The 19296-nt window shown below is 42.2% G+C and carries 22 protein-coding genes; 13 read left to right on the forward strand and 9 right to left on the reverse strand.

The window, feature by feature from the left end; translation table 11 throughout:
- A partial coding sequence (locus C509_RS24025) for a transposase (protein ID WP_033370165.1) occupies nt 1-188 on the forward strand: 188 nt, incomplete at its 5' end.
- A 103-nt stretch (nt 189-291) separates the two neighbouring features.
- Here C509_RS24025 and C509_RS0114405 read toward each other — a convergent pair.
- The 4 genes from C509_RS0114405 to yugI form a co-directional block, all read right to left on the reverse strand.
- Nucleotides 292-696: a YugN-like family protein gene (locus C509_RS0114405; protein WP_018707628.1), complete on the reverse strand. Its 405-nt coding sequence runs from the start codon at nt 694-696 to the stop codon at nt 292-294.
- A gap of 113 nt (nt 697-809) precedes the next feature.
- Entirely contained in the window at nt 810-2054 is a 1245-nt protein-coding gene (locus C509_RS0114410) for a Glu/Leu/Phe/Val family dehydrogenase (RefSeq protein WP_018707629.1), read from the reverse strand.
- A gap of 46 nt (nt 2055-2100) precedes the next feature.
- On the reverse strand, nt 2101-3291 hold the full coding sequence (locus tag C509_RS0114415) for an ornithine--oxo-acid transaminase (protein WP_018707630.1): 1191 nt from the start codon (nt 3289-3291) through the stop codon (nt 2101-2103).
- A gap of 708 nt (nt 3292-3999) precedes the next feature.
- Nucleotides 4000-4395: a S1 domain-containing post-transcriptional regulator GSP13 gene (yugI, locus tag C509_RS0114425; RefSeq protein WP_018707632.1), complete on the reverse strand. Its 396-nt coding sequence runs from the start codon at nt 4393-4395 to the stop codon at nt 4000-4002.
- Nucleotides 4396-4672: 277 nt separating this feature from the next.
- On the opposite strand from yugI, the gene C509_RS0114430 reads away from it, so the two are divergent.
- Both C509_RS0114430 and C509_RS0114435 read left to right on the forward strand, forming a co-directional pair.
- A complete protein-coding gene (locus C509_RS0114430) occupies nt 4673-5497 on the forward strand; it encodes an alpha/beta fold hydrolase (protein ID WP_018707633.1) in 825 nt (274 codons plus the stop codon).
- A 41-nt stretch (nt 5498-5538) separates the two neighbouring features.
- Complete coding sequence (locus C509_RS0114435) at nt 5539-6738, forward strand: MalY/PatB family protein (RefSeq protein ID WP_211214277.1); 1200 nt, start codon at nt 5539-5541, stop codon at nt 6736-6738.
- Nucleotides 6739-6812: 74 nt separating this feature from the next.
- Here the strand turns inward: C509_RS0114435 and C509_RS0114440 are convergent, their stop codons facing one another.
- Nucleotides 6813-7343, reverse strand: coding sequence for a superoxide dismutase family protein (locus C509_RS0114440; protein WP_018707635.1), 531 nt, complete (start codon nt 7341-7343; stop codon nt 6813-6815).
- A gap of 170 nt (nt 7344-7513) precedes the next feature.
- On the opposite strand from C509_RS0114440, the gene C509_RS0114445 reads away from it, so the two are divergent.
- Nucleotides 7514-7924 carry a hypothetical protein gene (locus tag C509_RS0114445; protein ID WP_018707636.1) on the forward strand — a complete coding sequence of 137 codons (411 nt, stop codon included), beginning with the start codon at nt 7514-7516 and terminating at the stop codon, nt 7922-7924.
- A gap of 246 nt (nt 7925-8170) precedes the next feature.
- Here C509_RS0114445 and C509_RS0114450 read toward each other — a convergent pair whose 3' ends face one another.
- Both C509_RS0114450 and C509_RS0114455 read right to left on the reverse strand, forming a co-directional pair.
- Complete coding sequence (locus C509_RS0114450) at nt 8171-8398, reverse strand: hypothetical protein (protein ID WP_186322596.1); 228 nt, start codon at nt 8396-8398, stop codon at nt 8171-8173.
- A gap of 215 nt (nt 8399-8613) precedes the next feature.
- Nucleotides 8614-9321, reverse strand: coding sequence for a peptidylprolyl isomerase (locus C509_RS0114455; protein WP_018707638.1), 708 nt, complete (start codon nt 9319-9321; stop codon nt 8614-8616).
- Nucleotides 9322-9427: 106 nt separating this feature from the next.
- Between C509_RS0114455 and kapB the strand changes: the two genes are divergently transcribed.
- The 9 genes from kapB to mnhG all read left to right on the forward strand — a co-directional run bounded on the left by kapB (nt 9428) and on the right by mnhG (nt 17339).
- Entirely contained in the window at nt 9428-9838 is a 411-nt protein-coding gene (gene kapB, locus C509_RS0114460) for a kinase-associated lipoprotein KapB (RefSeq protein ID WP_018707639.1), read from the forward strand.
- A gap of 133 nt (nt 9839-9971) precedes the next feature.
- On the forward strand, nt 9972-11183 hold the full coding sequence (locus C509_RS0114465; protein ID WP_026319878.1) for an MFS transporter: 1212 nt from the start codon (nt 9972-9974) through the stop codon (nt 11181-11183).
- Between the two features lie 272 nt (nt 11184-11455).
- On the forward strand, nt 11456-13858 hold the full coding sequence (locus C509_RS0114475; RefSeq protein ID WP_018707642.1) for a Na+/H+ antiporter subunit A: 2403 nt from the start codon (nt 11456-11458) through the stop codon (nt 13856-13858).
- Complete coding sequence (locus C509_RS0114480; protein WP_018707643.1) at nt 13855-14277, forward strand: Na(+)/H(+) antiporter subunit B; 423 nt, start codon at nt 13855-13857, stop codon at nt 14275-14277. Before C509_RS0114475 ends, C509_RS0114480 begins: the two co-directional genes overlap by 4 nt.
- Nucleotides 14277-14609 carry a Na(+)/H(+) antiporter subunit C gene (locus C509_RS0114485; protein WP_018707644.1) on the forward strand — a complete coding sequence of 111 codons (333 nt, stop codon included), beginning with the start codon at nt 14277-14279 and terminating at the stop codon, nt 14607-14609. Before C509_RS0114480 ends, C509_RS0114485 begins: the two co-directional genes overlap by 1 nt.
- Nucleotides 14610-16094: a Na+/H+ antiporter subunit D gene (locus C509_RS0114490; protein WP_018707645.1), complete on the forward strand. Its 1485-nt coding sequence runs from the start codon at nt 14610-14612 to the stop codon at nt 16092-16094. It begins immediately after the preceding gene.
- Nucleotides 16095-16256: 162 nt separating this feature from the next.
- A complete protein-coding gene (locus tag C509_RS0114495) occupies nt 16257-16733 on the forward strand; it encodes a Na+/H+ antiporter subunit E (protein WP_018707646.1) in 477 nt (158 codons plus the stop codon).
- The gene (locus tag C509_RS0114500; RefSeq protein WP_018707647.1) at nt 16733-17017 is read left to right on the forward strand and encodes a Na(+)/H(+) antiporter subunit F1; all 285 of its coding nucleotides are present in this window, start codon (nt 16733-16735) and stop codon (nt 17015-17017) included. The genes C509_RS0114495 and C509_RS0114500 overlap by 1 nt, the downstream gene beginning before the upstream one ends.
- Complete coding sequence (gene mnhG, locus C509_RS0114505) at nt 17001-17339, forward strand: monovalent cation/H(+) antiporter subunit G (RefSeq protein WP_018707648.1); 339 nt, start codon at nt 17001-17003, stop codon at nt 17337-17339. Before C509_RS0114500 ends, mnhG begins: the two co-directional genes overlap by 17 nt.
- Nucleotides 17340-17393: 54 nt before the next feature.
- On the opposite strand, the gene C509_RS0114510 is transcribed toward mnhG, so the two are convergent.
- Entirely contained in the window at nt 17394-18800 is a 1407-nt protein-coding gene (locus C509_RS0114510) for an amidase (protein ID WP_018707649.1), read from the reverse strand.
- 111 nt (nt 18801-18911) lie between these two features.
- Entirely contained in the window at nt 18912-19277 is a 366-nt protein-coding gene (locus C509_RS0114515; protein WP_018707650.1) for a DUF2188 domain-containing protein, read from the reverse strand.
- Nucleotides 19278-19296 lie beyond the last annotated feature (19 nt).

The raw sequence follows: 19296 nt of genomic DNA on the forward strand, positions 1-19296 counted from the left end.
AAACTGGAGAAATCTACAAAAAACGTAAAACTGATGTGGAGCCAGTCTTCGGATTCCTGAAGGCTAATTTGCGTTTCACCCGTTTGTCCGTAAGGGGCAAAAAGAAAGTGGAAAACGAACTGGGACTTGCGTTCATGGCGGTAAACTTAAGAAAGTATACCGCAACGAATCCCTCACATGTCTTTTAAGAATAAAAATCACCTATAAAAAATGGTTCCAACCATCTAAGACCGATGGTTGGAACCATTTTTAATTATTTTGGCCAGTTATGTCCCAGCCTCTTTTGGATTTTTAACCTTGAAGAGCAACTTCAAGATTCTTTATAAGTTCATGCCCCTTTGCAATATATTTGTCATCCACGGAACCGTCCGGATCTTCAGGTTCAGCAAACTGATTGAAAGAAGCAGTCATGTTTCCCGGATCGGGCCCATCGTCAATCCCTTCTTGATATACGTGGTTCAGTATAAAAGGCTTGCCAAGTTCAACAACTGCCCCTTTCTGATCCAGTTGGCCGTCAACGGCAGTGAAAGGAACACGTAAAAATTGATACCCCTCATCGTTTGCCATTTTGTAATCAAAAAATCCCCGATCATAATCCCAGTTGCCACCAATGGTATAGCCCCGCGGTTTTAACAGTTGCTCAAGCTTATGTAAATTAAAGCGCCTTCCTTCAATAGAGGATTCGATCTGAATCATTGCTCTCACTCCCATGGTATATTTAAAATTATTGTTCCTAAGAGGGGTGGGGGTTATACAAAAAACTGCCGGTACAGATGTATCGGCAGTTTCTATTCATTAGTTCTTTATTTTTATACCCATCCTCTAAAGCGGGATGCTTCAGCAACATTACGCAATCCGAGCATATATGCAGCTAAGCGCATATTGACTCTTCTGCTTTGAGAAAGGTTGTAAACATTATTAAACGATTCAACTAATTTTTCCCTTAGTCTTTCATTCACTTCTTCTTCCGTCCAGTAGTAGCCCTGATTATTTTGGACCCACTCGAAATAAGAAACTGTAACCCCGCCGGCACTTGCAAGTACATCCGGCACAAGCAGGATTCCACGCTCAGTCAAAATTTTCGTTGCCTCCTCCGTCGTCGGGCCATTGGCAGCCTCGACAACAATGGATGCCTTGATGTTTGGAGCATTTTCTCCCGTGATTTGGTTGGCAACTGCTGCCGGAACGATAATATCACAATCAAGTTCGAATAATTCTTTATTGGAGATTGTATTTTCAAATAAAGTGGTCACTGTACCAAAACTGTCTCTTCTGTCAAGGAGGTAATCAATATCCAATCCATCAGGGTCGTGCAAAGCTCCGTAAGCATCAGAGATACCAACAATTTTCGCACCCGCATCATAGAGGAATTTGGATAGAAAGCTACCTGCATTACCGAAGCCCTGAATGACAATTCTTGCATCTTTCAAATCGATGCCGCGTTTCTTTGCAGCTTCTTCAATACAAATGGTTACACCTTGGGCGGTTGCTTTTTCCCTTCCTTGCGATCCGCCAAGTACAATCGGCTTGCCTGTAATGAAGCCGGGAGAATCATTTTCACGGAGACGGCTGTACTCATCCATCATCCAAGCCATGATCTGGGAGTTTGTATATACATCCGGTGCCGGGATGTCTTTAGTCGGGCCTACAACCTGACTTATTGCACGAACGTATTCACGGCTGAGGCGTTCAATTTCGCCCATTGACATTGTGCGCGGGTCGCATATGATTCCACCCTTTCCACCACCATACGGAAGATTTACAATCCCACATTTAATGGTCATCCATAAGGACATCGCTTTTACTTCTTCCTCCGTCACTTCGGGATGATAGCGAACTCCACCTTTTGTGGGACCGACAGAATCATTGTGCTGCGCACGGAAGCCGGTAAAAACTTTGACTGACCCGTCATCCATTTTCACGGGTATTCTGACAGTAAGCATACGAATCGGCTCTTTCAATAATTCATACATTTCCTCGCCAAATCCAAGCTTGTTAAGGCTTTCTTTTATGACCTCTTGTGTTGATGTAAATAAGTTCAGATTTTCTGCCATCGTTTTTTCTCGCCTCTTTGTTTTGTAATCAACTAACATTATAACACTAGGACAGAACTTTTTTAATACGTTCCAGCGCCCAATCGACTTCTTCCCGGGTTATGACCAGCGGAGGTGCAAACCGAATGACATTCTCATGGGTTTCTTTGCACAATAGACCTTCATCTTTCAGCGACTCGCAATATTTTCGGGCTCCCTCATGCAATTCTACTCCGATAAACAACCCTCTCCCTCTGATTTCTTTAATTATGGGATTATCAATCTCTTTTAATTTTGACACAAAATAGTCACCAAGTTCAAGTGAATGGTCAGAAAGATTTTCATTTTCAATTACTTCGAGTGCTGCAAGCGAAACTGCACAGGCTAACGGATTTCCTCCGAATGTAGATCCATGTGAGCCAGGATTGAATATACCAAGTATATTTTCATCGGCGCATACGCACGAAATCGGGAATACCCCTCCTCCAAGCGCTTTTCCTAGAATATATATATCCGGCTCAATACCTTCCCAGTCACAGGCAAACATTTTTCCGGATCTTCCAAGTCCCGCCTGTATTTCATCCGCTATGAAGAGCACATTATGTTCCTTGCAGATATCATTGGCAGCTTTTAAAAATCCTTCCGGTGGAATCACTACTCCAGCCTCACCCTGGATGGGTTCTATTAAAAACGCAGCAGTATTTGGCGTAATGGCCTTCTTCAAAGCTTCCAAATCTCCGTAAGGAACCAGCTTGATCCCCGGTAACAGAGGAGCAAATCCACGTTGGTATTCCTTTTCAGAAGAAAGGGAGACTGCTGTCATCGTTCTGCCATGAAAATTCCCTTCACAAGCGATGATCTCCGCTTGGTTATCAGGAACACCTTTGACATCATAAGCCCAGCGGCGTGCTGCTTTAAAAGCTGTTTCCACTGCTTCTGCACCCGTGTTCATGGGGAGTGCCATTTCCTTATTAGTCAGCTTTGTGATCTTTTCATACCATGGTCCCAACTGATCGTTATGGAAGGCCCTTGAAGTCAAGGTGACCCTGTCGGCCTGGTCCTTCAATGCCTGGATAATTTTGGGATGACGGTGACCTTGATTGACTGCCGAATAGGCACTCAGCATATCCATATAGCGATTCCCCTCCGGATCACGGACCCAAACGCCTTTCGCATCAGAAATGACAATCGGAAGAGGATGATAGTTTCGTGCACCGTATTTTTCAGTTTGCTCAATAATTTGATTCGTTTTCGACAATATCATCAACCCCTTTAATCTAATGGAGCCTCTTTAAAAAAAGTGCGCCTTATCAGTTATGCTGCCTGTATATATCATTTTCGCCGCTCTATTCCCCTGCATGTAAAGGACAGTATCCCGGAGGAAACGGATCTGCCTCGGCAATACATCGGTTTGATTGTACCCTTATCCTTATGTATCAAAGGCATTCTAATCGTTTACCAGCTAATGAAGTTTTCCTTGTTTACAGGGTCACCAACTTTCAGTTCCTGTGTGAGTTCCATAGCAATCTCAAGTATTTGGTCGTATATTTCCCACATTTCCGCCCCTATTCTTGTCCGAAAAAATACGAGAGCTAAACTGAACGATCGATTGCACCGTAGTTCCAGTTCCACATCCTTATCGAAAATGATTGTATCTTTTATCTTACAAGCGGAATAGTCCTTTTTCAGGTAGCCTTTACATCAAGTCCAATCAGATCTTTTGAGACATCCGTATACGATTCGTGCCTGTAGAAAAACATCTTGCATCCTCCCTCAATCATCATCTTATTAGGCTGCCTAATAGTTGCAGATATAAACGCAGGATTAAGTTTTCGACTGTTACATATATAAGAATGAAGAATGTCCCGTTTTTTTTCAAGTGATTTTGATCACCTATTTAAAAAATTAAAAAAATAAATAAAAAAGCTGAATCCCTATTTCAGAACTCAGCTTCGCTTGGAAAATATTATTTTTTGATTAAATCGTCCCGTTCGGATTTTTTAATCCATTCTTGTAGCTTGTCTTTTAACGTATTAAATCCTTCACGGTCCACCTCATCAAGCTTGATACTGCCCTGGCGTCGTACCCGTGGATTCTTTGTTGCTTCTGCAGGAGGTTCCTCTTCCAATGCACGGATGGAAAGGCTGATTTTCCCTTTATCTTCATTAATTTGAAGCACTTTCACTTTCACTTCATCCCCGACAGATAGAACTTCATTAATATCTTTCACAAACCCGTGTTTAATTTCTGAAATATGGACAAGACCCTGGGTATCCTCGTCAAGCGCCACGAATACGCCGTACGGTTGAATGCCTGTCACCTTTCCGGTCAGAACGTCGCCTTGGTTATACTTTGCTGTCATGATAACACTCCCAATTGATATTTGATTTTCTCTTATGAACGCAATAGAATATACTAGCATAAAACAGCAAAAAAATCAAAATTGACTTTGCTATCTTTTCTCCAAAAAGTTACGCTTTGAACTTGATGAAAAATTAAATCATATGTTTAAAACTTCTGTATACTGGCAATACTTGTACCGTAGGACATTCCAATATTCCCCCTTTTTTATGATTGGTCGTGGCTTTTCTAAGCCACGAATTTTTCTTTTGTAAGGGGAATTCCAGGAGGGAAAATCCTTGGCAGACTGTCAGCAAGGAAAGAAAGCATGCATTAACGGCATACAAATGTATTATGAAGAAAGCGGCAACTCCTGCGCTGCCCATACTATTGTTCTTCTTCACGGATTTTTATCCTCTTCATTCAGTTTCCGTATGCTTGTCCCTTATTTGGCTAAAGATTTCCGAGTCCTTTCTGTAGATCTGCCTCCATTTGGTTACAGTGACAAAACGAAAAAGTTCTATTACTCATATAAAAACATTGCAGCAACTGTTTTGCAGCTTTTAGAGGAAATCAATATCGAGCGTTTTTCTGTAGCAGGACACTCCATGGGAGGACAGATTGCTCTGAATATGATGCTCCAATCACCTGAAAAAATTGATAAGGGTATCCTTCTTTCAAGTTCCGGGTATTATACCCGTGCAAAACGCCACCATATTTTAGCCTCGTATCTGCCTTTTTTCCCGGTCTTTGTCAAGCATTATTTGGGAAAAACGGGGGTAGTCGGCAACTTAAAAAGTGTTGTTTATGATCAAGCATTAATTGACAAAACTATGATTGACGGATATGCAAAACCATTTGAAAGCACAGAGATTTTTCCTGCATTGGCAAGGCTTCTCAGGCACCGTGAAGGAGATTTATCAGAGAAATCATTACAAAACATCGAAACACCCTGCCTTTTAATTTGGGGAGAAAATGACAAAATTGTTCCTGTTAATATCGGAAAAAGGCTTTCCAAAGATTTGCCGTATGCACGGCTTGTAGTTTTTAAAGAGACAGGTCACCTTGTCCCGGAAGAAAGGCCGAAGGAAGTTTATGAGGAAATCAGTTCTTTTATAAATTGAGACATGATAGCTGACACTCTTCTTATAAATGTCATATAATGATGCCTAAACGAACAGGAGAGGGGTTAGGCGGTTTGATGAACTTTGATGAAAATATCGATAGAAAAAATACACGTTCCCTTAAATGGGACGGTATGAAAAATCTTTTCGGCAGGGAAGATCTTCTCCCCATGTGGGTCGCAGATATGGATTTCCGTCCTCCGAAAGAAGTCATCGCTGCTTTAAAGGAGCGAGTGGATCACGGAATATTCGGTTATACGATTGTTACTGAAAGTTTATCCGAAGCGATCTGTGACTGGACAAGTACGCGCCACAACTGGAATGTCAAACCCGAATGGCTGTTGTACAGCCCCGGTGTGATTCCATCCATACATACCGTAATCCAGGCATTTACCGAACCCGGGGATAAAATTCTTGTACAATCACCTGTGTATACGCCTTTTTTCCACATGATTGAGAGAAATTCAAGAGAAGTGGTCAATTCCCCCCTTATTTTGAAAAACGGCCGATATGTAATCGATTTTGATGATTTTGAAAAAAAACTCCGAGACGGGGTGAAAATCTTCATACTGAGCAGCCCGCACAACCCAGCGGGAAGAGTTTGGGAAAAAGAAGAATTGACAACAATCGCAGAGCTTTGCAAGAAATACGATGTATTGATCGCTTCTGACGAAATCCACGCGGATCTCGTCCCAGCACCTTACAAGCATGTTCCGATTGCCTCTTTGGATGAATCATTTGCCGATATCACCATTACATTCATGGCACCGACCAAAACTTTCAACTTGGCAGGAGTTCAGGCATCCTTCATGGTAGTTCCCAATAAAAGCCGCCGCTCAAAAATAGCAGCCATACAGGCAAGCGATGGCTTTTCCATGTTGAACACATTCGGTGCGATTGCAATGGAAGCCGCGTACAGACATGGAAGCGCCTGGCTTGATCAAGCTTTAAATTATATACAGACTAACATTGAATATGTGAAAAAGGAGGTTGGCACTCATCTTCCGGATTTAAAAGTGATTGACCCAGAAGGCACTTATTTAATTTGGATCGATTGCAGAAAGCTCGGTCTTTCTGATGCAGAGCTGAAAAAACGAATCCTTGAAAAAGGAGAGCTAGCCTTGAATTTTGGTCATGCATATGGTCCCGGAGGGGAAGGATTTGTCCGGATGAATGTCGCCTGTCCGAAAGCGACAGTAATTGAAGGAGTGAAAAGATTACGAATGGCGCTGGGTGAGTAAATATATAAGTAGAGCGGAATCTCTAGGGATCCGCTCTTTTTTATTGATATCCAGGATGGTACTAGCGGGCTTTTTTACTTCGCCGGCTTTCTGTTTTTCGTTATTTCCCCGCAGGCTATCCTATTGCCTGAGTCTCCTGCAGGCTGCGACATTCCGTCATCAGCCTGCTCATGGATTACGAGGGAAGTCCCGTCTTTTGTATATAGAGAAGTTTTCGCTTCCTCAAAAGTTACATTTTTAGCTGTAACATCCACTTTAGACTTTCCATCCTCGGCCACTGTGAGATTCGGAAGATCCCCGGCATGCGGCCCTTTTGAATTCAGCAGGCCATGTTCTTTTTTATCCGGATTGAAATGGTCGCCTGCGGATGCGAAATCCGGGGGATCACACTTCCCTTTATCATGGATATGCATGGCGAGTTCACCTGGAGGAAGACCTTTCACCTCTCCCTTAAGCTTGATTCCCTCCGCCTGTTCTTCAAAAGTAATCTTACCAATTGAATCGCCATCCGCATTTTTTATATCTACATCAAATTTTGTTGGCGGCTGATTCGTGCAGCCCGCCATCACAAAAGTTAAAGTTAAAATAACAATAAGACTTCGCAAATCCTTTCCCCTCCCTGCTCCGTTTTTCCCCAGTCTAACCAAGGCAATACTTGTTTATTCGTTTAGCACCCTTATTGGAAACGCTTATGAAAAAATGTTTGCACATCTCTCCTGCAGTTCATAATAATGAAGGACTTCTAAGATTAGATCGTAGGTTAAGGGGGGACAAGATGTTTTCTTTTCGTGGAGATGGCCATAAAATATATTTGCAGTTACGAAAAAACCAAGAAATAAAGTTTATAGAAGAGCTCAAAGAAACGGAAGAAATTAAAAGCTTTTACGAATCGCTTGACAGCCGTACACTTCAGTTGGCCCGCTACCGTATGATCAAAGAACAAAATGGCGTGGGTATTATTCCGATTTTTGTCACAGCTATTCCTTGGTTATTGTTTTTATTTTCAACCAAACTTCAAAAATTTCTGTTTAAGGACGGCAGTATGCTATGGGCAGTGTTTGCCATTCTGTATCTCATTTCTTTGACTGCAAGTGTACTGAGCCATTTCAAAGAAAAAGCCTGGACTGCGTTTCATTTGAATATCATCCAGGATGTGTTGGCTGATAGAGGTAAAAATTTCAAATAAAAAACGCCCCCATAACAGATGTCGAAAGGTTGCGTCCATTGTTTTTGAATAAGTTATATCTTCCATTAGGTCTGACAATCGGAACTATGACTACCCTCAATCCATCATGTCACAGTAATACCTAAAGACTATTGCATATTAAGCCCTATTCAAGAACACCTAAAGTATAGGGCTATGGATATGCTCTCTTATTTGACAGCACTTTTTTCTAGTAAAACAACGTAAGAAAAAGCACCCATCAGGTGCCTACACATGTTTGCCGTTTCTTTCACGATTGATGCGTTCTTCTATCTCTTTTGTTTTCAACTCTTGCTTCTTTGATACTTTCTTGATAAATATGAAAGTCAAAACGCAGGCAGCGCCAAATATTGCCATTGAGATTGCTGCTGGAATATATTCGGATTTATCTTCCGGAAAATATAAAAACGGCATGTATAGTACAAATGTCTGTAATATGGACAGCACGTTAAACATCCCTTCTTCATGAGAACATATCTTCATTATACCCGTACCGGAGCTGTACTTCCAATATAGGAAAGGTGGCAATTATGTGAAAGCCGGCTTGCGCCGGCTCTTTAAATTGAAACGGCAGGGTTCGGGATAGGTATATCTTGCGCAATACCACCCATAAAACGAAATCTCCCATTCCTTGTGCGAACCTTTTTAGGCCACCACCCATGCACTACGAACTAATCTTTAATGATATCAATGCTTTCGATTACGACATCTTCAACAGGTTTGTCAGCCATTCCCGTTTTTACATTGGCAATTTTATCAACGACATCCATGCCTTCAATTACCTGGCCGAAAACAGTATGTCGATGATCAAGATGCGGTGTTCCGCCATGCTCCATATAAGCTTCGACGATTTCCTTCGGAAAACCTGCGCTTTCCATTTGTCCTTTCATTCCAGGATCCATGTGGCTGTTTTGGACAATGAAAAATTGACTGCCATTTGTTCCTGGTCCTGCATTTGCCATCGAAAGAGCTCCACGCAAGTTAAAAAGATCCATGGAAAACTCGTCTTCGAAAGGTTGTCCGTAAATGCTCTCTCCACCTCTTCCCGTTCCGGTCGGGTCACCGCCCTGTATCATAAAGTCCTTGATGACGCGGTGAAAAATAATCCCATTATAATAGCCGTCTTTACTGTGCTTCATAAAATTTTCCACTGTTTTGGGCGCTTGTTCAGGGAATAACTTTATTTTGATTGATCCAAGATTCGTATTCATTGTGACGACTTTCTCATTTTCTGCAACTTCTGTTGTCAATTGTGGGTAAGCAGCTTGTTCTGACATACTAGTATCTCCTTTTCTCTTTTCAGATTTTTCTTTTTGGCCGCATCCGGCCGCCAGAAGTAAAATTATCCAACAAATAATTAAAAGATTCCACTTTTTCAACTTGTAAACCTCCATTGATTACTTTACATCATGCAAGCTGAAAAATCATCATTCTTCCATTTTTACCATATGTCCTCCATAATAGTAACATAGAGGTGATGATTACATGGAAAATGGACAAATTGTCAGGGCTTTTAGAAAAACAGGTTCGTACATAGGGGAAATTACCGAGGTCAGACAGGATGTCTGCATTGTGCGTGTACTTGCCGTTATAAAACACCCGATGCAAGGCAACCTTCACCATCCGCGGGAAGTGGATGTTCCCTTTTTCCATGAGCGAAAGGCCCATGCATTCCGGGAACAAATCCAGGTTCCGGCCAATATGGTCCGTCCCTATGAAAAAGGAGTGCCAAAGTATGAAGACAGTTTGCGGGAAGCTGTGCAAAACCTTCATGATGAACTTGCATCTAAGCCTGACGATCCATTCAGCAAACGTAGTCTCGAAGCTTTAAATATACTGATCCGCGAATATGAGCTGATGTACGGCATTAAATGGACAGGTATTGAAAAAAGCTGAATCCCAGCAGATTCGGCTTTTTGTTCATGTTCTGGAAATACCCGATAAATGAGCATTCGAGTTGAATTTATGACCAATCGCAGTATAATATATTTAGATACACGAAATAACCAACAATGAGAAGGTGTTATTTATCAGTATCGAAAAACGCAATTTATGGATCATGTGGATCTGCAATTTTATTATTGCAGCCAGCATGACAATGGTATTGCCTTTTCTTTCCTTGTATATCAGCACTTTTGGGGATTTTAGCGCCGAATATATCCAGCGCTGGTCAGGCTTCATTTTTGGAGTCACATTTGTTACAGCTTTTTTTATGTCCCCCATTTGGGGACGAATTGGAGATAAATATGGATTTAAGCCGATTTTAATCATTAATGGTCTTGGGATTGCGACAAGCATCTTCTTAATGGGGTTCATGCATCACGTTCATGGGCTTTTTTTATTGAGACTGTTTATGGGAATCGTCACAGGTTTTATTCCGACTTCAGTCGCGCTCATTGCAAAACAGACGTCAAAAAAAGAAGCGGGAGAAACCCTTGGCACTCTGCAGATGGGGACTGTGTCAGGAACACTTTTTGGCCCTCTAATCGGCGGTGTGATGGCGGATACTTTCGGATTTCAATACACGTTTATTATCACTTCAATGTCCATTGTTCTCGCAACAGTTGTAGTCATCTTTGGTATTGTTGAAAAGATACACGACAATCAGTACAAAACGAAATTGCGCCCTTCCAAAAAAGCGGTTATCCAGCTCATATTAAAGCGAAGGATGCTTGTCAGCGTCATGGCGATTGCATTCATTGTCCAGGCAGGATTGTTCAGCATCCAGCCCTTGCTCTCCCTATATGTAAGTGAGTTGACAAAAGCGGACAGTGTCGCTTTTTTATCTGGGCTGGCCTTTTCAGCAACAGGTTTTGGCAATTTATTGCTTACAAGGAAGTGGGGTAAACTTGGCGATGATATCGGTTATGACAGGGTGATGATGATCCTGCTCGTATTAGCCGCTGTACTGATTGTTCCCCAAGCTCTGGTGACCGAGCTTTGGCAGCTCGTCATATTGAGATTCCTTTTTGGAATGGCAGTTGGCGGAATGCTTCCGTGCATTACCGCTTATATCAGAATTGAAGCTCCTTATGAACTTCAGGGAGAAATTCTTGGTTATAATCAGAGCTGCCGCTTCCTGGGAAACGTGGTTGGTCCCATGATTGGCGGTATTTTTTCTGGTTTCATGGGAATTTCTTCTGTTTTTTACGTAACCGGCTTCTTATTTTTACTAGCCTTTGGGCTGCTATGGTGGAGTATAAAACAGAGCCGCCAAGCAAAAATAAGAGAAATCTATTAAGTAAATTGGGGTTCCGGGAGATAGGCATTTGAAAAGGAGGCATCCTGAAGATGATGTTTCCTTTTTTTTGTATATCCAACAAAAGAATCCCAAGAATTTACCTCTTGTTATTTGTGAACATTTTATGACATTTTCCAACGAATAGATGCGTCTCTTCCTATTTAATATCTTTAGAAGTGAAAAAATAATTTTCGGCAGGCTGGCATGAAACAGATGGATAACTACGCTATAATTTCTGTGAGTCGATACTTGTAACCGAAGGGGGAGATGTTTTGTCACTTTTACATTTAGCGATTATTGCGCCGTTGTTGTTAGCAATTTTTATTCCGTTTCTTTTTAAAAGATTGAACCTCATACATACAGGCTGGTTCGTATTCGGCCTATCCATCATCCTTTTCATTTATTTTCTGCGGTTTCTGCCCGAGATTCAACATGATGCGATTCACGAAACCATCAATTGGATCCCTTCTCTTGGCATCAATTTCACTGCCTATTTGGATGGACTCAGTTTATTGTTTGCCTTGCTTATCACTGGGATCGGTTCGTTAGTTTCCCTTTATTCCATTTATTATCTATCAAAAGAAAAAGAGGATTTGGGAAGCTTCTATGTCTATTTGCTCATGTTCATGGGAGCAATGCTCGGTGTAGTTTTGTCGGATAATCTGATTGTCCTATATACATTCTGGGAACTTACTTCCTTTTCTTCATTTCTTTTGATTGGATATTGGTATCATAAGGAGCGTTCACGTTACGGTGCACAAAAGTCCATGATAATCACAGTTTTCGGTGGATTGGCCATGCTCGGAGGCTTCCTGCTCCTTTATTTGATGACAGGTTCCTTCAGTATAAGAGAAATCATTTCCATGACAGGAGATATTACTGCTGATTCACTGTTCATCCCGGCATTAATTTTAGTTTTACTGGGAGCTTTCACTAAATCTGCGCAGTTCCCGTTCCATATTTGGCTGCCTGATGCAATGGAAGCGCCGACACCGGTAAGCGCCTACCTTCATTCAGCAACAATGGTAAAAGCCGGCATCTATCTGGTTGCACGTTTAAGCCCTGTTTTCGCTGCACAGGGAACATGGTTCTGGCTTGTGGCCGGTTTCGGTATTTTCACTTTAGTATGGGCTTCTTTTAACGCAGTAAAGCAAACGGATTTAAAAGCCATTTTAGCCTATTCAACGGTGAGCCAACTCGGATTGATTATGTCTCTTCTTGGAGTCGGAGCAGCTGCGCTTCATTACACTTATTTGGATGACAATTTACATATGGCCGCTACATTTGCCGCTGTTTTCCATTTGATTAACCATGCTACTTTCAAAGGAAGTCTTTTTATGGTTGCCGGTATTGTTGATCATGAAACAGGCACCCGCGATATCAGGAAACTGGGCGGATTAATGCAGATCATGCCAATCACATTCACTATTGCATTGATCGGTACCTTTTCCATGGCAGGACTGCCTCCTTTTAACGGCTTTCTGAGCAAAGAAATGTTTTTGGCAGCCATGGTCAATGTATTATCTCTGGATATTTTCAACATGGACACTTGGAGTGCATTGTTTCCAGTGCTCGCCTGGGTCGGGAGCGTATTTACATTTGTTTACAGTATGTTACTCCTATTTAAAACATTCACAGGTGATTTCCAGCCGGAAAAATTGGAAAAGAAACCAAAAGAAGCACCTTTTGGCATGCTTATCCCACCTGTTATTTTGGGAGCGCTTGTCGTTGTTTTCGGATTTTTCCCGAACATCCTCTCGACATCAATTATCGAGCCGGCAGCTAAAGCCATTGCACCTGCACTGATTGATGCAGGACAAGATTACAGTTCACATATTAGCTTTTGGCATGGCTTTACACCTGAATTGTACATGACAATAGGTATCATTATTGTTGGTGCATTTTTATATGTAACACTGCCAAAATGGGGAAATGTTTATGGTTGGTTTCCGAAAAAGCTTGCGCTGAACCATTTGTATGACCAAACCCTCATTCGGGGGGAAAACGGAGCACGTGGGATGACCAATTCTTATATGAACGGCTCAATCCGGACATATATGATTTATATCCTTATTTCCATGGTTGGACTATTGGCGTTTTCCATCGTGAGAAAAGATGCCTTTTCCTTTACAACAGAAGGCATGGCGCCCATCGGTTTGTATGAAGTGGTGCTGGGAATCATTATTTTTGGGGCATCCATCACAATCTTGGTTGCCAAATCAAGATTAACGTCAATTATTGCATTGGGAGCCATTGGCTACACCGTTGCATTGTTCTTTGTCCTGTTAAGGGCTCCGGATCTCGTTTTAACGCAGCTTGTTATAGAGACCATCTCTGTTGCATTATTTTTACTCGCATTTTACCACTTGCCCAAAATCAGCCGAAAAGAGGAGCGTATGGGCTTCAAGTTGACGAACGCCCTAGTGGCAGCAGGTGTCGGAGTGATTGTTACGATTATAGCGTTTTCTGCCTTAAGCAACAGGCTATTCGAATCAATCTCCCAATACTATATCGAAAATACCGCAGAAGAAGCCGGCGGATTCAATATGGTGAATGTTATACTTGTTGACTTTAGGGGCTTTGATACGATGTTTGAAATTGCAGTCCTCGGAATCGCCGCGCTCGGTATTTACGGGATGATCAAGCTCCGGTTGTCAAGGAGGGAAGACACATGAAAACGAACGACATCATCCTGCAGACAGTAACTAAAATTATTTCTTTCATCATTTTGATGTTTGCCCTTCATATATTTTTTGCCGGACATAACAATCCGGGGGGAGGATTTGTCGGGGGTCTCTTGACTTCTGGAGCCATTGTTCTCCTGTTGCTCGCTTTTGATATAAAAACAGTCGCCAACAGCTTGCCAATTGATTTTAAAATAATGGTGGCTGTCGGATTACTGTTTGCGGTTGGAACTGGTCTAGGTTCCTTCATGTTCGATGTCCCATTTTTAACACATGCATTTGGTGAGTTTGCCCTTCCGATTCTTGGGAAAGTACATCTCCATACAGCGGTGCTGTTTGATATAGGGGTATATTTAGTTGTCGTCGGCTCTACGATGACCATTATCCAGACCATTGGGGAGGGAAAATAATGGAAATATTCATGTCGGTATTGATCGGCTTTTTATTTGCAAGCGCTGTTTATCTGATGTTATCTAAAAGCCTGCTCCGCATCATCATCGGAACAGGTCTATTAAGCCATGGCGCCCACCTATTACTTTTGACGATGGCCGGCTTGAAACAAGGGACTGTTCCTCTCCTTGGTGAGCAGGCGAAGGCTTATACAGACCCCATTCCGCAGGCATTGATTTTAACGGCCATTGTTATCAGCTTTGGTGTAACAGCCTTTTTCCTGGTTCTGGCCTACAGGGCTTATCAGGAGCTTGGGACAGATAACATAGATGAGATGAGAGGTACGGAATAAATGATCAACTTGTTAATATTGCCCATCATCATTCCATTCGTTGCAGCCGTGTTATTGATCTTTTTGAAAAAGAATGTTGTTCTCCAACGATGGATTTCCACCATCGCTGCAGCAGGGGTTCTGGCGGCGTCCATAACTCTTGTCCATACCGTCTACAATGAAGGGATCCAGACCTTGGACCTTGGGAGCTGGAAGGCTCCATTTGGAATCACGCTGGTTTCCGATATGCTGTCCGCCCTTCTTGTGACAGCCACGTCCCTAATCACACTTTGTTGCATACTCTTTTCGTTCCGGTCCATTAGAAAAGAAAGGGAGCGAAACTTTTATTATCCTGTTGTCCAATTCCTTGTTGTCGGGGTAAACGGGGCATTTACTACAGGGGATATATTCAATATGTTCGTCTTTTTCGAAGTCATGCTCATGTCTTCTTATGTGCTTCTCGTGATTGGAGGAACAAAGATACAATTACGGGAATCAATCAAATATATATTGGTGAATATCACTTCATCTGCTTTGTTTGTCATTGCCGTTGCTTATTTGTATTCCATTGTAGGGACACTGAATATGGCACACATATCACAGCGGATTGCTGAAGTGGACCAACCTGCTATTTTAACCGTTCTCGCAGTCCTTTTCCTGATCGTGTTCGGTCTGAAAGGAGCGATTTTCCCACTGTTCTTTTGGCTTCCGGGTTCTTATTATGCACCACCCGCTCCTATCATGGCATTGTTCGGAGCATTGCTAACGAAAGTGGGAATCTACTCGATTTTAAGGACATATACCTTGTTTTTCTATCATGACATAGGATTTACACATGAACTTCTATCCATTCTATCTTTAGTCACCATTATTCTTGGATCGATCGCAGCCATTGCCTATAAAGATATGAAAAAGATTGTTATCTACAACATTATCATTGCGATTGGTGTCATCACGTACGGTATCGGGGCAATGAATGCCGATGCACTCACAGGCTCTGTTTTTTACCTGATCCATGACATGATCATCAAGGCCGTTCTCTTCCTTTTGGTTGGTGTCATTATTTTGATAACAGGATCCAGTAATTATACGAAATTCAGCGGACTGATCAAACATTATCCTCTACTTGGATGGTCTTTCTTTATCTCCGTGCTGGCTCTTGCCGGAATTCCGCCTCTCAGTGGGTTTGTCGGAAAAATTTTAATCGTAAACGGCGGCTTTTCAAACGGAGATCTTGTTGGAGCATTGATTGTCCTGATGTCCAGCCTGTTCGTCCTGTATTCACTGATGCGGGTGTTCATCAACGGATTTTGGGGAGATCCGGCGGGGAGTGTAAAGAAGCCGGAGTTAAAAATCGGAAGTATGTTATTTCCAATTATTATTCTCGTGATTTCAGCCATTTCGTATGGGGTCTTCTCTGAATGGATGAATATGTATATTGCTCAAGCTGCTGAAGCATTGATCGACCCGACTGTATATATAGACGCAGTTTTAGGGAATCCATAAGCGCCTTAATCAGCGCAGGCAAACAAAACAATTCCTGAGGAGGCAATTCTTCCCCCTCCACAAGGAAGTGTTTGTTTCCTCGAGGGACTGGAGTTGCAGTTAGACAGTCACCACTTTAAAGAAATCCCGGAAAGACCGTGCACAAAGGAGGTAGAGTGTCCGTTGGCATTTCAAATTTTATTGAACTTTTTACTCGCTTTCACGTGGATGTTTTTTGAAAGTTCGATGGAATCGTCCACTTTTTTCATTGGCTATCTACTTGGAATGCTTGTCATATTTTTTATGCGCAGATTTTTTTCTTCCAGATTTTATGTATATCGAATTTTTTCCATCATCAAGCTGATCCTGATTTTTTTAAGGGAACTGATTTTATCCAATCTGGCGGTACTGAAAGTGGTTTTACGTCCAAAATTGGATATCCGTCCTGGTATTTTTGCAATGGAAACAAAGCTTACATCGGATTGGGAAATCACTTTACTGGCAAATTTGATTACGTTGACGCCCGGGACGCTAGTTGTGGATGTGTCTCCAGATAATAAAACCCTCTATGTACACGCCGTGGATATAGAGGATGCAGAAGAGGCGATTGAGGATATAAGAGGTTCATTTGAGAAGGCGATCATGGAGGTGAGCCGCTGATGCTGGATATCGTGATTAAAATAGCTTTATTAGGTTTTGCAATATCTTCCTTCATTCTTTTATTACGCGTAATAAAGGGACCGTCAACCCCTGATCGAGTTGTTGCGCTGGATGCCATGGGAATCAATTTGATAGCTATTACAGCACTTATGTCAATGCTGCTTGCGACAAATGCCTATCTCGATGTCATCCTGCTGCTGGGAATTCTTTCCTTCATCGGAACGGTGGCTTTCTCGAAGTTCTTGGAGAAAGGAGTCATCGTTGAATATGAGCGCAACCGCTGAAATAATCATTGCTGTCTTTATTCTGATTGGCGTGTTTTTAAGCCTGGTTTCCTCTTTTGGAGTCATGAGACTTCCGGATGTTTACACAAGAAACCACGCTGCATCTAAATCTACAACGCTAGGAGTCATGTCCACCTTAATAGGTGCACTTCTCTTCTTTTACTTCCATGAAGGAGTCATTCACTCCCGCATTGTGCTTGGAATTATCATTATATTTGTCACTGCTCCTGTTGCAGGTCATGTAATCAGCAGGGCTGCATATAATTCTGGCGTCAAATTATCGGAGCGAAGTGTCCAGGATGATTTAAAAAGAGGAAAATAAATGTCCCGCCCATTGCCTGTTATGGCTTATGGGCGGGATTATTATTTTTCATGTTCATTCAAGTACAGAGGCAAAGCGATAAATATTCGCTTCATCGAAAGGTTTCCCAATCAGTTGTATCCCGATTGGAAGCCCACTCTCCGAAAAGCCGCATGGCATGGAAAGACTAGGCAATCCTGTCATATTGAACGGGCCAGTAAACCGGTTAAGTACCAGACTGCTGTGAATGGCTGAACCATTCAAGACGATTTCGCGCTGGCCGATATCTACCGGTAGAATAGGAACTGTCGGGGTGACAATGATATCCACCTCTTTAAAAATCTTCTCAAAGTCCCTGTTGGCTTGCTTCTTGATTTGCTGTGCTGCAATATAGTCTTTGGCATGTGTATCTTTGGCAGTGAACAAACGGTCCTTGACTTCGTCATCCCATTCATCTGAATAATCTTGCAGCCTTTTTTCATGGACGGTATAAGCTTCGCTTGTCAAAGTTTTCCTGAATGCATTCAGGATTTCCTCCATATCCGGGAGGTTAACCGATTTGATTTCTGCACCAGCTTCTTCAAATTTTTTGATGGCTTGAATATAATTCTCCTCAACCTCCGGATTTCCGCTTTTGAAGAATTCGCCCGAAGGAATTCCAATTACCGCACTCTTAATATCCGTTCCAATTAAAGCAGTATAGTCTTCTGTCGGTATGTTCATTGAATACGGGTCGTTTTCGTCATACCCTGCAAGTACATTCATTAATATGGCGTTGTCACGGACGGTTTTAGTCATCGGACCCACATGATCGAGTGTCCAGCCAAGAGGAAATACACCATAGTTGCTCACTCTTCCAAACGTAGGCTTCATTCCAACTATCCCGGTAAATGAAGCAGGAATCCTGATGGAGCCGCCCGTATCCGTTCCAAGCGCTCCATAACAAAATGAAGCGGCAACTGCTGCTCCTGAACCGCTGCTCGAGCCTCCAGTAATTTTTTGTGTGTTGTGAGGATTTTTAACTGGCCCTGCAAACGAACGGTCTCCAGATGTTCCATAAGCTACTTCGTGCATATTTAACTTCCCTAAAATAACAGCACCGGCTTCTTTAAGCTTTTTTGCCACTGTTGCATCGTGGTCAGGGATATATTTTTTGAAAATAGCCGATCCCATGGTTGTAGCTATATTTTTAGTATAAATATTATCCTTTAAGGCAATAGGAACTCCATGAAGCGGACCTCTTATTTTCCCATCATTTATCTCGAGTTCTGCCTTTTTCGCCTGCTCCATCGCTTCTTCAGCTGTGACAGTTATAAAAGAATTAAACTTTCCGTCCTGTTCTTCAATCCTTTTCAGAAGCTGACGTGTCACAGCAACCGGTGACAGCTGTTTATTCTGAATCGCATAAGACAATGTTGCCAAATCAAATTTTATAAAATCCTCTTTGTATGTATCGGCCAATCCTTGCTCCGGGGTCTTCACTAGTACCTCCACCCTTCAAAAGAAATATATATTTAAATTATATCAAGTGCTGGTTTTAATGCCAGAGTATCGAAAATAAAGCCTCCCATTGTAAAATGGGAGACCTATTGATTAATCATACAGCCGGTCGGAAACAGAACCATCCGTCTTATGGATAACCAGCATCCCGTCACGGTCATTGACATATTCTTTGGCCCGGTCGAGTAAATTTTTTTTTGTTTCTTCCCGCATAATGGCCTTTAAACCATCCTTCTTTTTCAAGATCCAGTCCTCTCCATCCGGTTCAACATGATATTCTGGCCGGTTATCGTCATCACCCTCGATGTATTTCCGTGCCTGTGCGATACCGATAGATATCGCTCTTCCCTCACTGTAATCTTCCTCCAAAAGTGCATTGGCAATTTCAATCGCCTTATCCCTGATATCGTCAGGAAGGTTTTTCATCGATTCCGGATAATCGTTTTTTGACCAAGGCATGTTAAATGACCTCCTTTAC

Source organism: Siminovitchia fordii DSM 16014 = CIP 108821 (genome assembly GCF_000374565.1).
GTDB classification, from domain to species: domain Bacteria; phylum Bacillota; class Bacilli; order Bacillales; family Bacillaceae_C; genus Siminovitchia; species Siminovitchia fordii.